The 13,950-nt window shown below is 70.2% G+C and carries 12 protein-coding genes; 3 read left to right on the top strand and 9 right to left on the bottom strand.

What is annotated here, in order from left to right; genetic code table 11:
• Positions 1-5 precede the first annotated feature (5 nt).
• The 8 genes from L0984_RS10070 to L0984_RS10035 all read right to left on the bottom strand — a co-directional run bounded on the left by L0984_RS10070 (position 6) and on the right by L0984_RS10035 (position 8,682).
• On the bottom strand, positions 6-770 hold the full coding sequence (locus tag L0984_RS10070; protein WP_234193552.1) for an ABC transporter ATP-binding protein: 765 nt from the start codon (positions 768-770) through the stop codon (positions 6-8).
• The gene (locus tag L0984_RS10065; protein ID WP_234193748.1) at positions 767-1,777 is read right to left on the bottom strand and encodes a branched-chain amino acid ABC transporter permease; all 1,011 of its coding nucleotides are present in this window, start codon (positions 1,775-1,777) and stop codon (positions 767-769) included. The genes L0984_RS10070 and L0984_RS10065 overlap by 4 nt, the downstream gene beginning before the upstream one ends.
• 20 nt (positions 1,778-1,797) lie before the next feature.
• Positions 1,798-2,670 carry a branched-chain amino acid ABC transporter permease gene (locus tag L0984_RS10060; protein WP_234193551.1) on the bottom strand — a complete coding sequence of 291 codons (873 nt, stop codon included), beginning with the start codon at positions 2,668-2,670 and terminating at the stop codon, positions 1,798-1,800.
• A 274-nt stretch (positions 2,671-2,944) separates the two neighbouring features.
• Positions 2,945-4,114: an ABC transporter substrate-binding protein gene (locus L0984_RS10055; RefSeq protein ID WP_234193550.1), complete on the bottom strand. Its 1,170-nt coding sequence runs from the start codon at positions 4,112-4,114 to the stop codon at positions 2,945-2,947.
• A 65-nt stretch (positions 4,115-4,179) separates the two neighbouring features.
• On the bottom strand, positions 4,180-5,001 hold the full coding sequence (locus L0984_RS10050; RefSeq protein WP_234193549.1) for an alpha/beta fold hydrolase: 822 nt from the start codon (positions 4,999-5,001) through the stop codon (positions 4,180-4,182).
• Positions 4,998-6,551 carry a benzoate-CoA ligase family protein gene (locus tag L0984_RS10045; protein ID WP_234193548.1) on the bottom strand — a complete coding sequence of 518 codons (1,554 nt, stop codon included), beginning with the start codon at positions 6,549-6,551 and terminating at the stop codon, positions 4,998-5,000. Before L0984_RS10045 ends, L0984_RS10050 begins: the two co-directional genes overlap by 4 nt.
• A 100-nt stretch (positions 6,552-6,651) precedes the next feature.
• A complete protein-coding gene (locus tag L0984_RS10040) occupies positions 6,652-8,205 on the bottom strand; it encodes a 3,4-dehydroadipyl-CoA semialdehyde dehydrogenase (protein WP_234193547.1) in 1,554 nt (517 codons plus the stop codon).
• Between the two features lie 3 nt (positions 8,206-8,208).
• The gene (locus tag L0984_RS10035) at positions 8,209-8,682 is read right to left on the bottom strand and encodes a DUF4863 family protein (RefSeq protein ID WP_234193546.1); all 474 of its coding nucleotides are present in this window, start codon (positions 8,680-8,682) and stop codon (positions 8,209-8,211) included.
• 245 nt (positions 8,683-8,927) lie between these two features.
• Here L0984_RS10035 and L0984_RS10030 point away from each other — a divergent pair, with 245 nt between their 5' ends.
• Positions 8,928-9,890 (top strand): helix-turn-helix transcriptional regulator, encoded by a 963-nt coding sequence (locus L0984_RS10030; protein WP_234193545.1) that lies wholly within the window; start codon positions 8,928-8,930, stop codon positions 9,888-9,890.
• Positions 9,891-9,976: 86 nt separating this feature from the next.
• A complete protein-coding gene (locus tag L0984_RS10025; RefSeq protein WP_234193544.1) occupies positions 9,977-10,618 on the top strand; it encodes a TetR/AcrR family transcriptional regulator in 642 nt (213 codons plus the stop codon).
• Here the strand turns inward: L0984_RS10025 and L0984_RS10020 are convergent.
• Positions 10,519-11,709: a serine hydrolase domain-containing protein gene (locus tag L0984_RS10020; RefSeq protein WP_234193543.1), complete on the bottom strand. Its 1,191-nt coding sequence runs from the start codon at positions 11,707-11,709 to the stop codon at positions 10,519-10,521. The two genes, L0984_RS10025 and L0984_RS10020, sit on opposite strands and share 100 nt — an antisense overlap.
• Before the next feature lie 404 nt (positions 11,710-12,113).
• Between L0984_RS10020 and boxC the strand changes: the two genes are divergently transcribed.
• The gene (boxC, locus tag L0984_RS10015) at positions 12,114-13,802 is read left to right on the top strand and encodes a 2,3-epoxybenzoyl-CoA dihydrolase (protein ID WP_234193542.1); all 1,689 of its coding nucleotides are present in this window, start codon (positions 12,114-12,116) and stop codon (positions 13,800-13,802) included.
• Positions 13,803-13,950: the final 148 nt, after the last annotated feature.

Genomic DNA, 13,950 nt, shown 5'->3' with positions numbered 1-13,950 from the left:
TCTCTTCAATGCTCGTCGCCAAGATAGGCGGCGCGCACATCGGGATTGGTGCGGATGGCCTCGGGCGTGCCGGTGGCGATGACGGCGCCGTTGACCATCACCGTGATGCGGTCGGCCACGCGGAAGACGGCGTCCATGTCGTGCTCCACCAGCAGGATGGCGTGGCGCGTCTTGAGCCGCTGCAGCAGTGACAGCATCCGGTCGGTCTCCTCGGCGCCCATGCCGGCCAGCGGCTCGTCCAGCAGCAGCACGCGCGGGCGCGTGGCCAGGCACATCGCCACCTCGAGCTGGCGCTTGGCACCGTGGCTCAGCGTGCCGGCGATGCGGTGCGCCTCCGTGGCCAGGCCCGCGGCCTCCAGCGCCTCGTGCGCGGCGGCGTTGCTGGCCTGGCAACGGGCCGAGGATTCCCAGAAGGCCCAGGCGCGCGGCGTCGTGGCCTGCGCGGCCAGGCGGCAGTTCTCCAGCACGGTGAACTCGCCGAAGATGGTGGTGCGCTGGTAGCTGCGGCCCACGCCGCCCAACGCGCGGCGCGGCTGGGGCAGGGCGGTGATGTCGCGGCCATCGAGGGTGATGCGCCCGGCCGAGGCCTCGATCTCGCCCGAGAGCATGTTGATCAGCGTGGACTTGCCGGCACCGTTTGTGCCGATCACCGCATGCACCTCGCCCACGTGCAGGTCGAGCGACACCTCGCTCACGGCCACCAGGCCGCCGAAGCGGCGGGTGAGGCCCTGCACACCGAGCAGGGCCGCGGTCGATGCGACGGCGGTCATCGCGCACCTCCCTTGGCGGCAGCGCCCATCGGCGACAGCCGCTCGCGCAGGCCGATCAGGCCCTTGGGCAGCAGCGCCACGAAGACGATGATGACGATACCCAGGCTCAGCTGCCAGTGGTCGGCCAACGGACCCACCAGGCCGTGGGTGGAGAGCACTTCCTTGAGCAGCGTGAAGGCCACGGCGCCGAGCACCGCGCCGCGCAGGTGGCCCAGGCCGCCCAGGATGATCATCAGCAGCACCTCGCCCGAGTTGTGCCAGGCCATCAGCTCGGGGTTGACCACGCCGTCGCGTGCCGCCACCAGAAAGCCCGCCAGACCGGCCAGCGCGCCCGCGATGACGAAGGCCGCCAGCTTGTAGGCGTAGGTGGGAAAGCCCACCGCGCGCATGCGCTGCTCGCTCACGCGGATGCCCGCGAGTGCCGCGCCGAAGCGCGAGCGGCGGATCAGCGCCAGCAGGCCGTAGGTGCCCGCCAGTGCGGCCAGAACCACGTAGAACAGCACCAGGCGGTTCTCCATGTCCAGCACGCCAATGGCCGGGCGGATGTAGAGGTAGATGCCGTCGCTGCCGCCGCCCACCGGCGTGTCGTGGAAGACGAAGAAGGCCATCTGCGCGAAGGCCAGCGTGACCATGATGAAGTAGACGCCGCGCGTGCGCAGGCTCAACGCGCCCACCACCAGCGCATAGAGCGCGGCGCCGCCCATGGCGAGCACCAGCAGCACCAGCAGATTGCCGCCGTCCTTGCCCGAGGCCAGCACGGTGATGTACGCGCCGATGCCGTAGAAGGCCGCATGGCCCAGGCTCACCAGCCCGGTCATGCCCACCAGCAGTTCGAGGCTCAGCGCGAAGATGGCGAGGATCATCACCTTCACCACCAGGTCGGCCGCGTAGCCGCCCAGCAGCGGCCCGGCGACGGCCAGCAGCACGGCCACGCCCAGCGGCAGCAGCGCGCCGCGGGGCAGGCCGCCAGTGCGGTTTGGGGTGGGGGAGGACACGGGCGGGGTCATCGCGGAAGAGGTGGTGGTGTTCATGCGCGCTTGCCCATCAGGCCTTCGGGGCGCCAGATGAGGATGATGGCCATGAGAAGGTAGATGCCGATGCCGCTCAGCTCGGCGAAGAAGACCTTGCCGAAGGTGTCGACGAAGCCCACCAGCAGCGAGGCCACGAGCGCACCGGTGATGGAGCCGATGCCGCCGATCACCACCACCACGAAGCAGATGATGAGCACGCTGGCGCCCATGTTGGGATAGACCGAGGACATGGGCGCCGCGATCATGCCGGCCAGGGCGGCCAGCGCCACGCCGGCCGCGAAGACGATGCGGTAGAGCTTGCGGATGTCGATGCCCAGGCCGCGCACCATGTCGCGGTTGCTCGCGCCGGCGCGGATCATCATGCCCAGCCGGGTGCGGTTGACCACCGCGTACATGGCCACGGCCAGCACGATGCAGGCGAGCGACGCGAAGACGCGGTACCAGGGGTAGCTCATCACGTCGCCCAGCGCGAAGCTGCCGGCCAGCCAGCCCGGCAGCGGCACGCCGTGCACGTCGTTGCCGACCAGGATGGAGCGCAGTTCCTCGAACACCAGGATCAGGCCGTAGGTCATCAGCACCTGCTGCAGGTGGTCGCGCTGGTAGAGGTAGCTGAAGAAGGCCCATTCCAGCGCATAGCCCAGCGCCGCCGCCAGCACCACGCCGGCCACCAGCATCAGCAGGAAGCTGTCGCCGAACACCGGCGCCAGCGAGAAGGCCATGTACGCGCCGATCATGTAGAAGCTGCCATGCGCCAGGTTGATGACGCCCATGATCCCGAAGATCAGCGTCAGCCCGGAGGCGAGCAGGAACAGCAGCAGCCCGTACTGCACCGAGTTCAGGCATTGGACGAGGAAGGTGCCGAGTTCCACGAGTGAGGTTCCGAGATTCGAATTGAAGAGGGGCCGGCCCGGTTGAGCGTCCATCCCGTTCGGCCTGAGCCTTCATTCCGTTCGGCCTGAGCTTGTCGAAGGCCGTGCACGGCGCGGTGCCGGGCTTCGACAGGCTCAGCCTGAACGGTTGTGGTGGCTCAGCCCAAACCTTAGATGCGGCTCAGCCCCAACAGTGGACGCGGCTCAGCCCGAGCGATGGGAGTGATCTCAGGCTGGCAGAAGAAGAACGGTCCTACCGAGCAGGCAGGATCGCTTACATCCGGCATCCACGCCCAGGGTCTGCAAGACCCTTGATGGCCACATTCACCATCTTGTTCTCCTTGCCCTCCACCTTGCGCAGATAGATGTCCTGCACCGGGTTGTGCGACTTGCCCACGGTGAAGGCGCCGCGCGGGCTGTCGATCTTGGCCTTCTCCACGGCGGCGGCGAACTCGGCCTTCTTGCTGGCGTCGCCCTTGGTGGCGGCCAGGCCCACGCCCAGCATCTGCGCCGCGTCGTAGCCCTGCACGGCGTACACGTCGGGCTGCAGCTTGAAGGTCTTGGCGTAGGCGGTGCGGAAGGCGTTGTCCTTGGGTGTGTTCAGGCCGTCGGCATAGTGCAGCGTGGTCAGCATGCCGGCGGCGGCATCGCCCTGCGCGTCCAGCGTGCCGTCGGTCAGGAAGCCGGGGCCGTACAGCGGAATGGTCTTGTTCAGGCCGGCGGCCGCATAGTCCTTCACCAGCTTGACGGCGCCGCCGCCGGCCATGAAGGAATACACCGCGTCGGGCTTGGCTGCGGCGATCTCGGTCAGCAAGGCCTGGAACTCCACGTTGGGGAAGGGCAGCGTCAGCTGCTTGACCACCTTGCCGCCGCCCTTCTCGAAGCCTTCCTTGAAGCCGGCCACCGACTCGTCGCCGGCCGCGTACTTCCAGGTCAGGGTGATGGCGGTCTTCTTGCCTTCCTTGGCCGCGACCACGCCCATGGCGTAGGCCGGCTGCCAGTTGCTGAAGCTGCTGCGGAAGATGTTGGGCGCGCACATGGGGCCCGTGACCGCATCGGCGCCGGCGTTGGGCACGATCAGGATCGTGCCGCTTTCCTTGGCCGCCTTGGCCATGGCCATGGCCACGCCGGAGTGCACGGTGCCGATGATGACGTCGACGTTGTCGCGCTTGATCAGCTTGTTGACGTTGTCGGTGGCCTTGGCCGGGTCGGACTCGTCGTCCACCTTGAAGTACTCGATCTCGCGGCCGCCGAGCTTGCCGCCCTGCTCGTCCACGTAGAGCTTGAAGCCGTTCTCGATGGCCACGCCCAGCGCGCTGTAGGTGCCGCTGAAGGGCAGCATCAGGCCGACCTTGAGCTTGCCGGTGCCTTGGGCCGACGCGGCGGCGGCCAGACCGGCCAGGGCGAAGGCGGCGAGGGTGTTGCGGGTGAAGCGGATGGGCATGCGTCTGTCTCCTGGATTGTCGTGAAATTACTTTACAACTAAAGTAATGTGGGCGGCTTCGGTGTTTACCTGGGCGCGGCAGCGGGTGCCCCGCGCAAGGAAGGCGCGAGCATGCGGCCTGTGGCCTCGATCACCTGCTCGGGTTGATCCCTATGGGGCGAGTGGCCGCAGCCCGGAATGGGCAGCAGCTGGGTGCCGGGCACGCGCGCCGCGATGCCCTCGATCTGCGCCAGCGTGCCGTATTCGTCGTCCAGGCCCTGGATGGCGAGCACGGGGCAGCGGATACCGTCGAGTTCGGCCTCGATGTTCCAGGCGCGGAAGGCGGGCGCGAGCCAGATGTCGTTCCAGCCGCGGAAGGCCGAGTCCACATCGTCGTGGTAGCGGGCTAGGCGCGCGCGCAGGTCCGCATGGTCGTAGGCCTGGCGGGCGAGTTCGATGTTGTGCACCGTCACGTCCTCCACGAAGAGGTGCGGCGCCAGCAGCACCAGGCCGGCCACGGCCTGCGGATGGCGGGCGGCGAAGAGCAGGGCGATGGAGCCGCCGTCGCTGTGCCCGAAGAGCCACACCGGTGTGTCGATGCCCAGGGCCGTGAGGAAGGCGGGCAGCACCTCCTCGGCCTGGCGGTGCATGAAGTCAACCTCCAGCGGCGCGTCGGCGGGCCGCGGCGTGGAGCGTCCATAGCCGGGCCGCGAGTAGACCAGGCCGCGTACGCCGATCGCCTGGCACAGGCGGTCGGGGAAGTCCTTCCACATCGCCACCGAACCCAGGCCTTCGTGCAGGAAGACGACCAGGGGCGCGGCCTCGGCGCCGGGCGGGACGATGAAGCGGTGCTCGATGCGGACCGCGCGGCCGCACCAGTCGATCTCGGCGAAGTCGCTGCCGCTCACGCCTGCTGCTCCCGCTCGCGCAGCCGGAAGCGCTGGATCTTGCCCGTCGCGGTCTTGGGCAGCTCGTCGATGAACTCGATCAGCCGCGGGTACTTGTAGGGCGCGAGCCGGTCCTTCACGAATGCCTTGAGTTCGGCGTCGGTGGCCGGCTGGCCGGGCTTGAGCACCACATAGGCCTTGGTCTTGGTCAGGCCTTCCGCATCGGCCACCCCGATGACGGCGGCCTCCAGCACGGCGGGATGCTGCACCAGCGTGGCCTCGACCTCGAAGGGCGAGACATAGATGCCGCTGACCTTGAGCATGTCGTCGCTGCGGCCGGCGTAGGTGTAGTAGCCCTCGGCATCGCGCACGTACTTGTCGCCGGACTTGGTCCAGCCGCCCAGGAAGGTGTCGCGCGTCTTCTCGCGGTTGCCCCAGTACATCAGCGCGCTGCTCGGGCCGCGGATGTAGAGGTCGCCCACCTCGCCGTCGGGCACGGGGCGGCCGTCCTCGCCGCGCAGCTCCACCTCGTAGCCCTCGACCGGGCGGCCCGTCGTGCCGTAGCGCACATCGCCCGGCCGGTTGGACAGGAAGACATGCAGCATCTCGGTGGAGCCGATGCCGTCGATGATGTCGCAGTCGAAGTGCGCCTTGAAGCGCTGGGCGATGTCGGCCGGCAGCGCCTCGCCGGCGGACGAGCCCATGCGCAGTGCGACCTGATCGCGGGCAGGCAAAGCGGGCGAGGCCAGCATGCCCGCATAGCCCGTCGGCGCGCCGAAGAAGACCGTCGGCCGGTGCTCGGGCTGCGTCCAGCGCTTGAAGGTGGCCTCGGGCGTGGGCCGTTCGGCCATCAGCACCACGCTGGCACCCACCGACAGCGGGAAGGTCAGCGCATTGCCGAGCCCGTAGGCAAAGTAGAGCTTGGCGGCCGAGAAGCACACGTCCTGCTCGGTCAGCTGCAGCACCGCCTTGCCGTAGAGCTCGGCCGTCCACCACAGGTTGCCGTGGGTGTGGACCGTGCCCTTGGGCTTGCCGGTGGAGCCCGAGGAATAGAGCCAGAAGCCCGGGTCGTCGGGCGTGGTGGGCGCGGGGGCGGGCCGTGGCTCGGCGGCGGCAATGGCGTCTTCCAGTGCCTGCATGCCGCGCGGCAAGGCGGCGGTGGGCTGGGCCACGATCACCGACTGCAGCTCGTGCGTGCCTTTTTCCATCGCGCTCTGCAGCACCGGCAGCAGCGCGCCGCCCACCAGCGCAGCCTGGGCGCGGCTGTGCTCCAGCATGTAGGCATAGTCGTCCGCCGTGAGCAGGGTGTTGACGGCCACCGGCACCACGCCCGCGTAGAGGCTGCCCAGGAAGCACACGGGCCAGTCCTGCGTGTCGTGCATCAGCAGCAGCACGCGTTCCTCGCGCCGCACACCGGCGGCGCTGAGGGCTGCCGCCAGGCGGCGGGCGCGGTCCTCCAGCTCGCCATAACCGAGCACGCCGCGGTCGTCGATGTAGGCGGCCTTGGCGGCGCGGCCGCGGTTGAGGGCGAACAGGTGTTCGGCGAAATTGAAGCGGGCGGGCAGGCTCATCGTTGTCTCCTAATCACTCCCAGTGGTTCTTCTTGTCAGGCGTCCTCTCCCCTCGCGGGAGAGGGGCTTGATCGTTTCGAGTGGTGGGGCTCATATCACTTCAAACGCCGAGCGCGTCCAGCACCGCAGGGCTGGCCTGCACCGCCGCACGCCGGTGGTAGAAGTCCAGCGCCCTCAGGCCGCCCAGTTCGGCGCCGCCACCGGCGCGGCCCGGGCCGCCGTGCAGCGACATGGGCATCACGTTGCCGTGGCCGGTGTGGGTCTGCGCCACCTCGGGCGTCACCGCATGCACGCGGCCGTGGCTGGCGGCCAGGGCGAGGGCGGCGCGGCCGATCTCGGCCGGGTCGCTGCCATAGACCGAGGCCACCAGCGAGCCCAACCCGCGTTCGGCCAGGGCCAGCGCATGCGGCAGGTCGCGGTAGGGCAGCAGCGTGGCCACGGGGCCGAACACCTCCACGTCGTGCACCACGTCCGCGCCATCCGCATCGCGGCTGCCCAGCAGCACCGGGCCGATGCAGGCGGCGACGGCCGGGTCGCAATCCACCAGCGCGGCGCGGCGGCCGTCGTGCAGCACCTCGGCCGCGGCCTCCAATTGCTGCAGGCCCTGCTGGACGGAAGCCAGCTGCTCGCGGCTGACCAGCGAACCCATGCGCACCGATTCGTTGCGCGGATTGCCCACGCTCACTTTCGCCAGCCGGGCGGACACGGCCTCGGCCACCGGTGAATACAGCGCCTCGGGCACCAGCACGCGGCGGATGGCGGTGCATTTCTGGCCGGACTTGACCGTCATCTCTCGCACCACCTCCTTCACCAGCAGCTCGAACACCGCATCGCCGGGCGTGGCGCCGGGCAGCAGCAGGGCGCTGTTGAGGCTGTCGGCCTCGATGTTGGCGCGCACCGAATGGCGGGCCACGGCCGCATGGCCGCGGATCAGCGCCGCGGTGTCGGCCGAGCCGGTGAAGGAGACGAGGTCGAAGGGCGTCAGCGCATCCATCAGCCCGGCCGAGCTGCCGCAGACCACGGACAGCGCGCCCGGCGGCAGAACGCCGGCCTCGATCACGTCGCGCACCATGCGCTGCGTGAGCCAGGCGGTGGCCGTGGCGGGCTTGACGATCACCGGCACGCCCGAGAGCAGGGCCGGCGCCGCCTTCTCCCACAGGCCCCAGGCCGGGAAGTTGAAGGCATTGATGAACAGGGCGACTCCCTGCACCGGCACCTGCACATGCTGCGACTGGAAGACCGGTTCGCGGCCCAGCCGCGCCGGCTCGCCGTCCTTCAGGGCATGGGCGTCGCCCAGCGACTCGCCCCACTTGGCGTATTGGCCGAGCGTGAAGATGCCGCCGTCGATGTCCACCGCCGAGTCGTTCTTCACCGTGCCCGAATTGGCGGTGGCGATCTCGTAGTACGCATCGCGGTTGGCCTGGAGGATCTTCACGATGGCAGCCAGCAGGCCGGCACGCTCGCGGTAGCTCAGCGCCCGCAGCGCCGCGCCGCCGGTCTGGCGCGCGAAGGCGAAGGTGGCGGGCAGGTCCAGGCCGGTGGCATCGACGCGCACGAGCTCGGTGCCGAGCACCGGGTCGACCAGCGGCGTGCCGGCGCCGGTGCCCGCCTGCCAGCGGCCGGCGACGTGGTTCTGGAGAAGTTCGGTGGTCATCGCTCAGGCAGTCTTGGTGAATTCGATGCGCCCTTCGGGCAGCAGGTAGAGCACCAGCGCGCGGCCGTCGCTCACGGTGGGCCGGTGGGCGCTGCCCGGCGGGTAGACGCACCAGCCGGCGGGCCGGCCGTCGAAGGTGGCGCGGCTGTCGGCCAGCGGCATGATCAGGTCGATCTCGCCGTTGGGGTGCACATGGTGCGGACCGGCAATGTCCTGCATGTCCACCACGTCGACAGAAAAGCGGTGCAGGGCGTCGTCGGCCTTGAACACGCGGCCGTAGCGGATGCCGCCGCCCTCGCGCTCGCACAGCCAGCCCTCGGCCACGCCCGCTTCGCAGCTGGCCTTCAGCTGGGCATAGGTGGCGCTGCCGGCGCCGTGCTCGGCATTGAGCCAGGCGTCCAGCGCGGCGTCGAGCGGCCGGCCGGCGATCTCGGCCGTCAGTGCGGCCACCTGGGCATGGAAGGCTTGCTTGGACATCGTGGATCTCGCTGTCGGGTGCTTGTTTGTCTCTCTGCGGGTTGACGCCAGTGCTTGCCGGCGCCGTTCATGTGCAGTATCTTGCTTGCGGACGAACCATAGAAGCGCACCTGACGCATGTCAAGCAACATAGTGCATGTTGGGTGTTATCCCTAGGTGCGGTGAAGACGGAAGGGCCGGCGATGAATCGGCCGACGCGAGGGCCGGTGGCGCCTCGCGACAATGGCGTTGTGAAGGACGATGCAATGAGCGAACCCGAGAGCGCGCTGCTCCCCCGCGTGGCGGAGGCGGGCGCGCACCCGCCGGAGGCGGCCAACACCGCGGCGGGCGGCGAGAACCGTCATCCGCTGCTGGCGGCCGTGGGCGAGCGCGCCCGCAGCCTGCGCGCGCGCCGCGGCCTCACGCGCAAGGCGGTGGCGCAGGCGGCCGACGTGTCGGAGCGCCATCTGGCCAACCTCGAATACGGCATGGGCAACGTGTCGATCCTGGTGCTGCAGCAGGTGGCCGGCGCGCTGCAGTGCTCCATGGCCGAGCTGCTGGGCGACGCGACCACCAGCTCGCCCGAATGGCTGCTGATCCGCGAACTGCTCGAGAACCGCAGCGAAGCCGACTTGCGCCGCGCCCGCATCGCCCTGGGCGAACTGCTGGGCACGGCAGGCATCGACCCCGCCCGCAAGCGCCGCTTCGCGCTGGTGGGCCTGCGCGGCGCGGGCAAGTCCACGCTGGGCCAGATGCTGGCCGAGGACCTGGGCCTGCCCTTCATCGAGCTCAGCCGCGAGATCGAGAAATTCGCCGGCTGCAGCGTGCGTGAGATCCACGACCTGTACGGCACCAACGCGTACCGCCGCTACGAGCGCCGCGCGCTGGAAGAGACGGTGCAGATCTACGGCGAGGTCGTCATCGCCACGCCGGGCGGCATCGTGTCGGACCCGGCCACCTTCAACGAGCTGCTGGCCCACTGCACCACCGTGTGGCTGCAGGCGCGGCCCGAGGAGCACATGGGCCGCGTCATCGCGCAAGGCGACATGCGCCCCATGGCCGCCAGCCGCGAGGCGATGGACGACCTCAAGCGCATCCTCGACGGCCGTGCGGCCTTCTATTCCAAGGCCGACCTCACGGTCGACACCGGCGGCACCACGCTGCCGCAGGCCTTCGAGGCGCTGCGGGCCGCGGTGCAGAGGGTGATGGCAGAGCCGGCCGGCGCCTGAGCGGACCGGGACCGACGGTGCCGCCCAGGAAGCCACCCCGGCCCGCCGTCCGGCGTTCGCCCCGACAGCAGCGCGCGCACGACACGGTGGCGGTCATCCTGGAGGCCGCGCAGCAGATCCTTCGGGCCCACGGGCTGGCGGGCTTCAACACCAACCGCATCGCCGAACGCGCGGGCGTCAGCGTCGGCAGCCTGTACGGCTACTTTCCCAACAAGCAGTCCATCCTGCTCGCCCTTGCGCGCCGGCTGCTGGCCGAGGACCGCGAGGCCTTCCTGGCGGCGCTGGCTGCGGCGGATGACGCCCATGACGCCGAAGCCGACCCCATCCGCCGGCTGGTGCGGGTGCTGCTGGCGCGCCATGCGCACGATGCGCCGGTGCGGCGGGTGCTGCTGGGCGTGTACATGGGGGCGGGCCTCGCGGGCGACGATGCGCAGCACGTCGCGCAGCTGACCGCAGCCGTCGCGTCGCATCCGCAGGGCCCGCAGGCCGCCCGTGCACTCGCGCCGATCCAGCTCTTCGTCATCGCCCGCGCGGTGCTCGGCGTGGCCCGCGCCCTCACCGATGCGCGCGAGGGCCCGCCGCTGCCCATGCAGGCCGTGGAGGACGAGGCCGTGCGGCTGGTGAATGCCTACCTGCTGGCCGCAGTGCCGGCGGAGTCGGGCCGCAGCGCGGCCGCCATGGCGCAGAACAGCGCGTCTTCCTCGGCCAGGATGCCGGGCTCGCCGTAGTTTCCGGCCGTCATCGCCACGACCAGCCGCAGGGCCGGCACCACATAGAGCCGTTGCCCGCCGTTGCCGATGGCCTGGACCACGCGCACCGGCGTGTCGCCGATGCGCCATGTGCGGGTCCACCACTGGAAGCCGTAGCCGTAATCCGCACTCGCCATCACCTGCGCACTGGTGGCCGCCTCGACCCAGGCCGCCGGCACCACCTGCCGGCCCTGCCAGCGCCCCTGGTCGAGCACCAGCGTGCCGAGCTTGAGCAGGTCCTGCGGACGAAGACGCAACCCGGCGAAGGCCAGGGCCCGCCCGCGCAGGTCGTGTGTCCAGGTCCAGCCGCTGATGCCCAGGGGATCGAACAGCTCGCGGCCCACCAGGTCCTCCAGCGTCCGGCCGGTGCTGCGCGCCATGATGTCGGCGAGCACGGCGGTGGCGCCGCCGCTGTAGACGAAGCGCGTGCCCGGCTCGGCCACGCGCGCCTGGCAGAGCACGTGCTCGGCCACCGAGCCGGTCCACAGCAGGGCGGACTGGTCGTCGCGCGTGGGGCGGCGCACGGGCGAGGGCTCGTCCCAGTCCAGGCCCGTGGTCATGGTCAGCAGGTGGCGCACGCGCAGCGGCGTGGACGATGCGCTCTGCTGGTCGGCGCACTGTGGATAGAGCGAGGCCACCGGCGTGTCCAGGTCCGGCACCTCGCCGCGCGCCAGCAGGATGCCGTAGACCAGCGCGAGCACGCTCTTGCTGAGCGAGCGCATGTCGTGCAGGTCCTCGGCGCCGAACCCGCGGTGCGAGCGCCACAGGCTGTAGATCGTCTGGTCCTTGCCGGCGTAGTAGCGCTCCGCCAGGTGCTGCCCCTCGCGCATGACCAGCACGCTGTGGATGTTGAAGGCCGCCGGGTCCGCGCGGTCGAGGACGCGCGCCACGGCGGCGGCCTCGGCCCCGAAGAGCCGGGGAGAGGTCGCCGCGTCCTGCGCCAGCGCGGCCAGGGGTGCGAGCAGGCCGGCACAGGCCACGATCCAGATCCAGCCGGCGCGAACGGCCGGCCGCAGCAGGGCGAAGGCGGCGTGAAGGCCGGGGAACCGGGAGGTGCGGGTCGTGTTCATTCGCGAAATTCTCGGCAGCGCATCGGCTCGCGACTACTCGCAATCCGGCGCCGTGGCACCGTCCATGGACGGCCGAAAAACCGCATCAATGACAACGGCTTGCACTCGCGCGGGCCCGCGAAATCAGCGCGGTGCCGCGGCGGGCTCGGATTCGTGTGGAGGCACGACGTGTTGCTTGGCACCCCGGTGGGCCTCGTGCAAAGGATGAGTGCGGGCCGAACGGATGAGCCGGCCCGCTGCTGGGCGGAACGCCACTCCTCCTTTTCTTGGGGATTCCCCCAGCCCAAAAACCCCGCCCGCCTTCCATGCCCCAGCTTGACGCATGCACAAACATGCATGATGATGCATGTCATCGACGAAGCAACATGCAAATTGCTTCCAGTTGACCCACCCAGGAGACACCCATGAGCGCGAGCGCAGCAGCAAGCAGCACCACGGCGGCCCAGGCGCCGGTGGACTACCGCACGGAACCCGGCCAGTACAAGCACTGGAAGCTCAGCACCGACGGCGCCATCGCCCGGCTGACGCTGGACATCGCCGAGGACGGCGGCCTGCGCCCGGGCTACAAGCTCAAGCTCAACAGCTACGACCTGGGCGTGGACATCGAGCTGCACGACGCGCTCAACCGCATCCGCTTCGAGCACCCCGAGGTGCGCACGGTCATCGTCACCAGCGCGCGCGATCGCATCTTCTGCTCGGGCGCCAACATCTTCATGTTGGGCCTCTCCAGCCATGCCTGGAAGGTGAACTTCTGCAAGTTCACCAACGAGACGCGCAACGGCATCGAGGACTCGTCCAAGCACTCCGGCCTCAAGTTCCTGGCCGCCGTCAACGGCGCCTGCGCCGGCGGCGGCTACGAGCTGGCCCTGGCCTGCGACGAGATCATGCTGGTGGACGACCGCTCCTCCGCCGTCAGCCTGCCCGAGGTGCCGCTGCTGGGCGTGCTGCCCGGCACCGGCGGCCTGACCCGCGTGACCGACAAGCGCCATGTGCGCCACGACCTGGCCGACATCTTCTGCACCAGCGTCGAAGGCGTGCGCGGCCAGCGGGCCGTGGAATGGCGCCTGGTCGATGCCGTGGCCAAGCCGGCCCAGTTCGCTGCGGCCGTCCAGGAGCGGGCGATGAAGCTGGCCGAAGGCAGCCGCCGCCCCGCGGGCGTCCGCGGCATCGCGCTGCCCCGCCTGGAACGCGAGGAGTCGGTCGACGGCATGCGCTATTCGCACGTCGAGGTGTCGGTGGACCGCGCCAAGCGCGCCGCCACGCTGACGCTCAAGGCCCCGCAGTCCGCGCTGCCCGCCGACATCGCGGCCATCGAGGCGGCCGGCGCCGGCTGGTGGCCGCTGGCCCTGGCCCGCGAGCTGGACGACGCCATCCTGCACCTGCGCACCAACGAGCCGGAGATCGGCACCTGGCTGCTCAAGACCCGCGGCGACGCCGAGGCCGTGCTGGCCGCCGACCGCCAGCTGCTGGCGCACCAGGACCACTGGCTGGCGCGCGAGACCCTGGGCGCACTGCGCCGTACCTTCGCGCGGCTGGACGTGTCCTCGCGCACGCTGTTCGCCGTGGTGGACGAAGGCTCCTGCTTCGCCGGCCTGTTCGCCGAGCTGGCCTTCGCCGCCGACCGCAGCTACATGCTGGCCCTGCCCGATGCGCCCGAGAAGGCGCCCAAGCTGGTGCTGGACGAACTCAACTTCGGCCTGCTGCCCCTGGTCAACGACCAGAGCCGCCTGCAGCGCCGCTTCTACGAAGAGGCCGGCCCGATGGAGGCCGCCCGCGCCGCCGCTGGCCGCCCGCTCGATGCCGACGAGGCGATGACGCTGGGCCTGGTCACCGCCGCGCCCGACGACATCGACTGGGAAGACGAACTGCGCATCGCGCTGGAAGAGCGCGCCGCCATGTCGCCCGACGCCCTGACCGGCCTGGAGGCCAACCTGCGCTTCGCCAGCCAGGAGAACATGCTGACGCGCATCTTCGGGCGGCTGTCGGCCTGGCAGAACTGGATCTTCCAGCGCCCGAACGCCGTCGGCGAGGCGGGTGCATTGAAGGTCTACGGCACCGGCCAGAAGGCCGGCTTCGACATGAAAAGGGTCTAACCCCCGGGCTCCGCGGACTGCGTCCGCGCCGCCCACCCCCTTGCAGGGGCCGACGCCTGCGGCCCGCCCTTCGACGGGCTCAGGACAGGACACAGCCGGTTCCGCGGCATCTCCCGCGAAGACGGCGTTCCCACTTCCTTCTTTCTCT

The sequence above is a fragment of the Pseudacidovorax sp. NFM-22 genome, from assembly GCF_021401245.1.
Taxonomy (GTDB): Bacteria; Pseudomonadota; Gammaproteobacteria; order Burkholderiales; family Burkholderiaceae_C; genus Xenophilus.
This window is presented reverse-complemented; position numbering and strand designations above follow the sequence as displayed.

Coding starts and splice junctions, on each gene's coding strand:
- L0984_RS10040 (WP_234193547.1), bottom strand. CDS start 8,205: ATGACCACCGAACTTCTCCAGAACCACGTCGCCGGCCGCTGGCAGGCG.
- L0984_RS10035 (WP_234193546.1), bottom strand. CDS start 8,682: ATGTCCAAGCAAGCCTTCCATGCCCAGGTGGCCGCACTGACGGCCGAG.
- L0984_RS10065 (WP_234193748.1), bottom strand. CDS start 1,777: ATGACCCCGCCCGTGTCCTCCCCCACCCCAAACCGCACTGGCGGCCTG.
- L0984_RS10020 (WP_234193543.1), bottom strand. CDS start 11,709: ATGAACACGACCCGCACCTCCCGGTTCCCCGGCCTTCACGCCGCCTTC.
- L0984_RS10055 (WP_234193550.1), bottom strand. CDS start 4,114: ATGCCCATCCGCTTCACCCGCAACACCCTCGCCGCCTTCGCCCTGGCC.
- L0984_RS10030 (WP_234193545.1), top strand. CDS start 8,928: ATGAGCGAACCCGAGAGCGCGCTGCTCCCCCGCGTGGCGGAGGCGGGC.
- L0984_RS10045 (WP_234193548.1), bottom strand. CDS start 6,551: ATGAGCCTGCCCGCCCGCTTCAATTTCGCCGAACACCTGTTCGCCCTC.
- boxC (WP_234193542.1), top strand. CDS start 12,114: ATGAGCGCGAGCGCAGCAGCAAGCAGCACCACGGCGGCCCAGGCGCCG.
- L0984_RS10070 (WP_234193552.1), bottom strand. CDS start 770: ATGACCGCCGTCGCATCGACCGCGGCCCTGCTCGGTGTGCAGGGCCTC.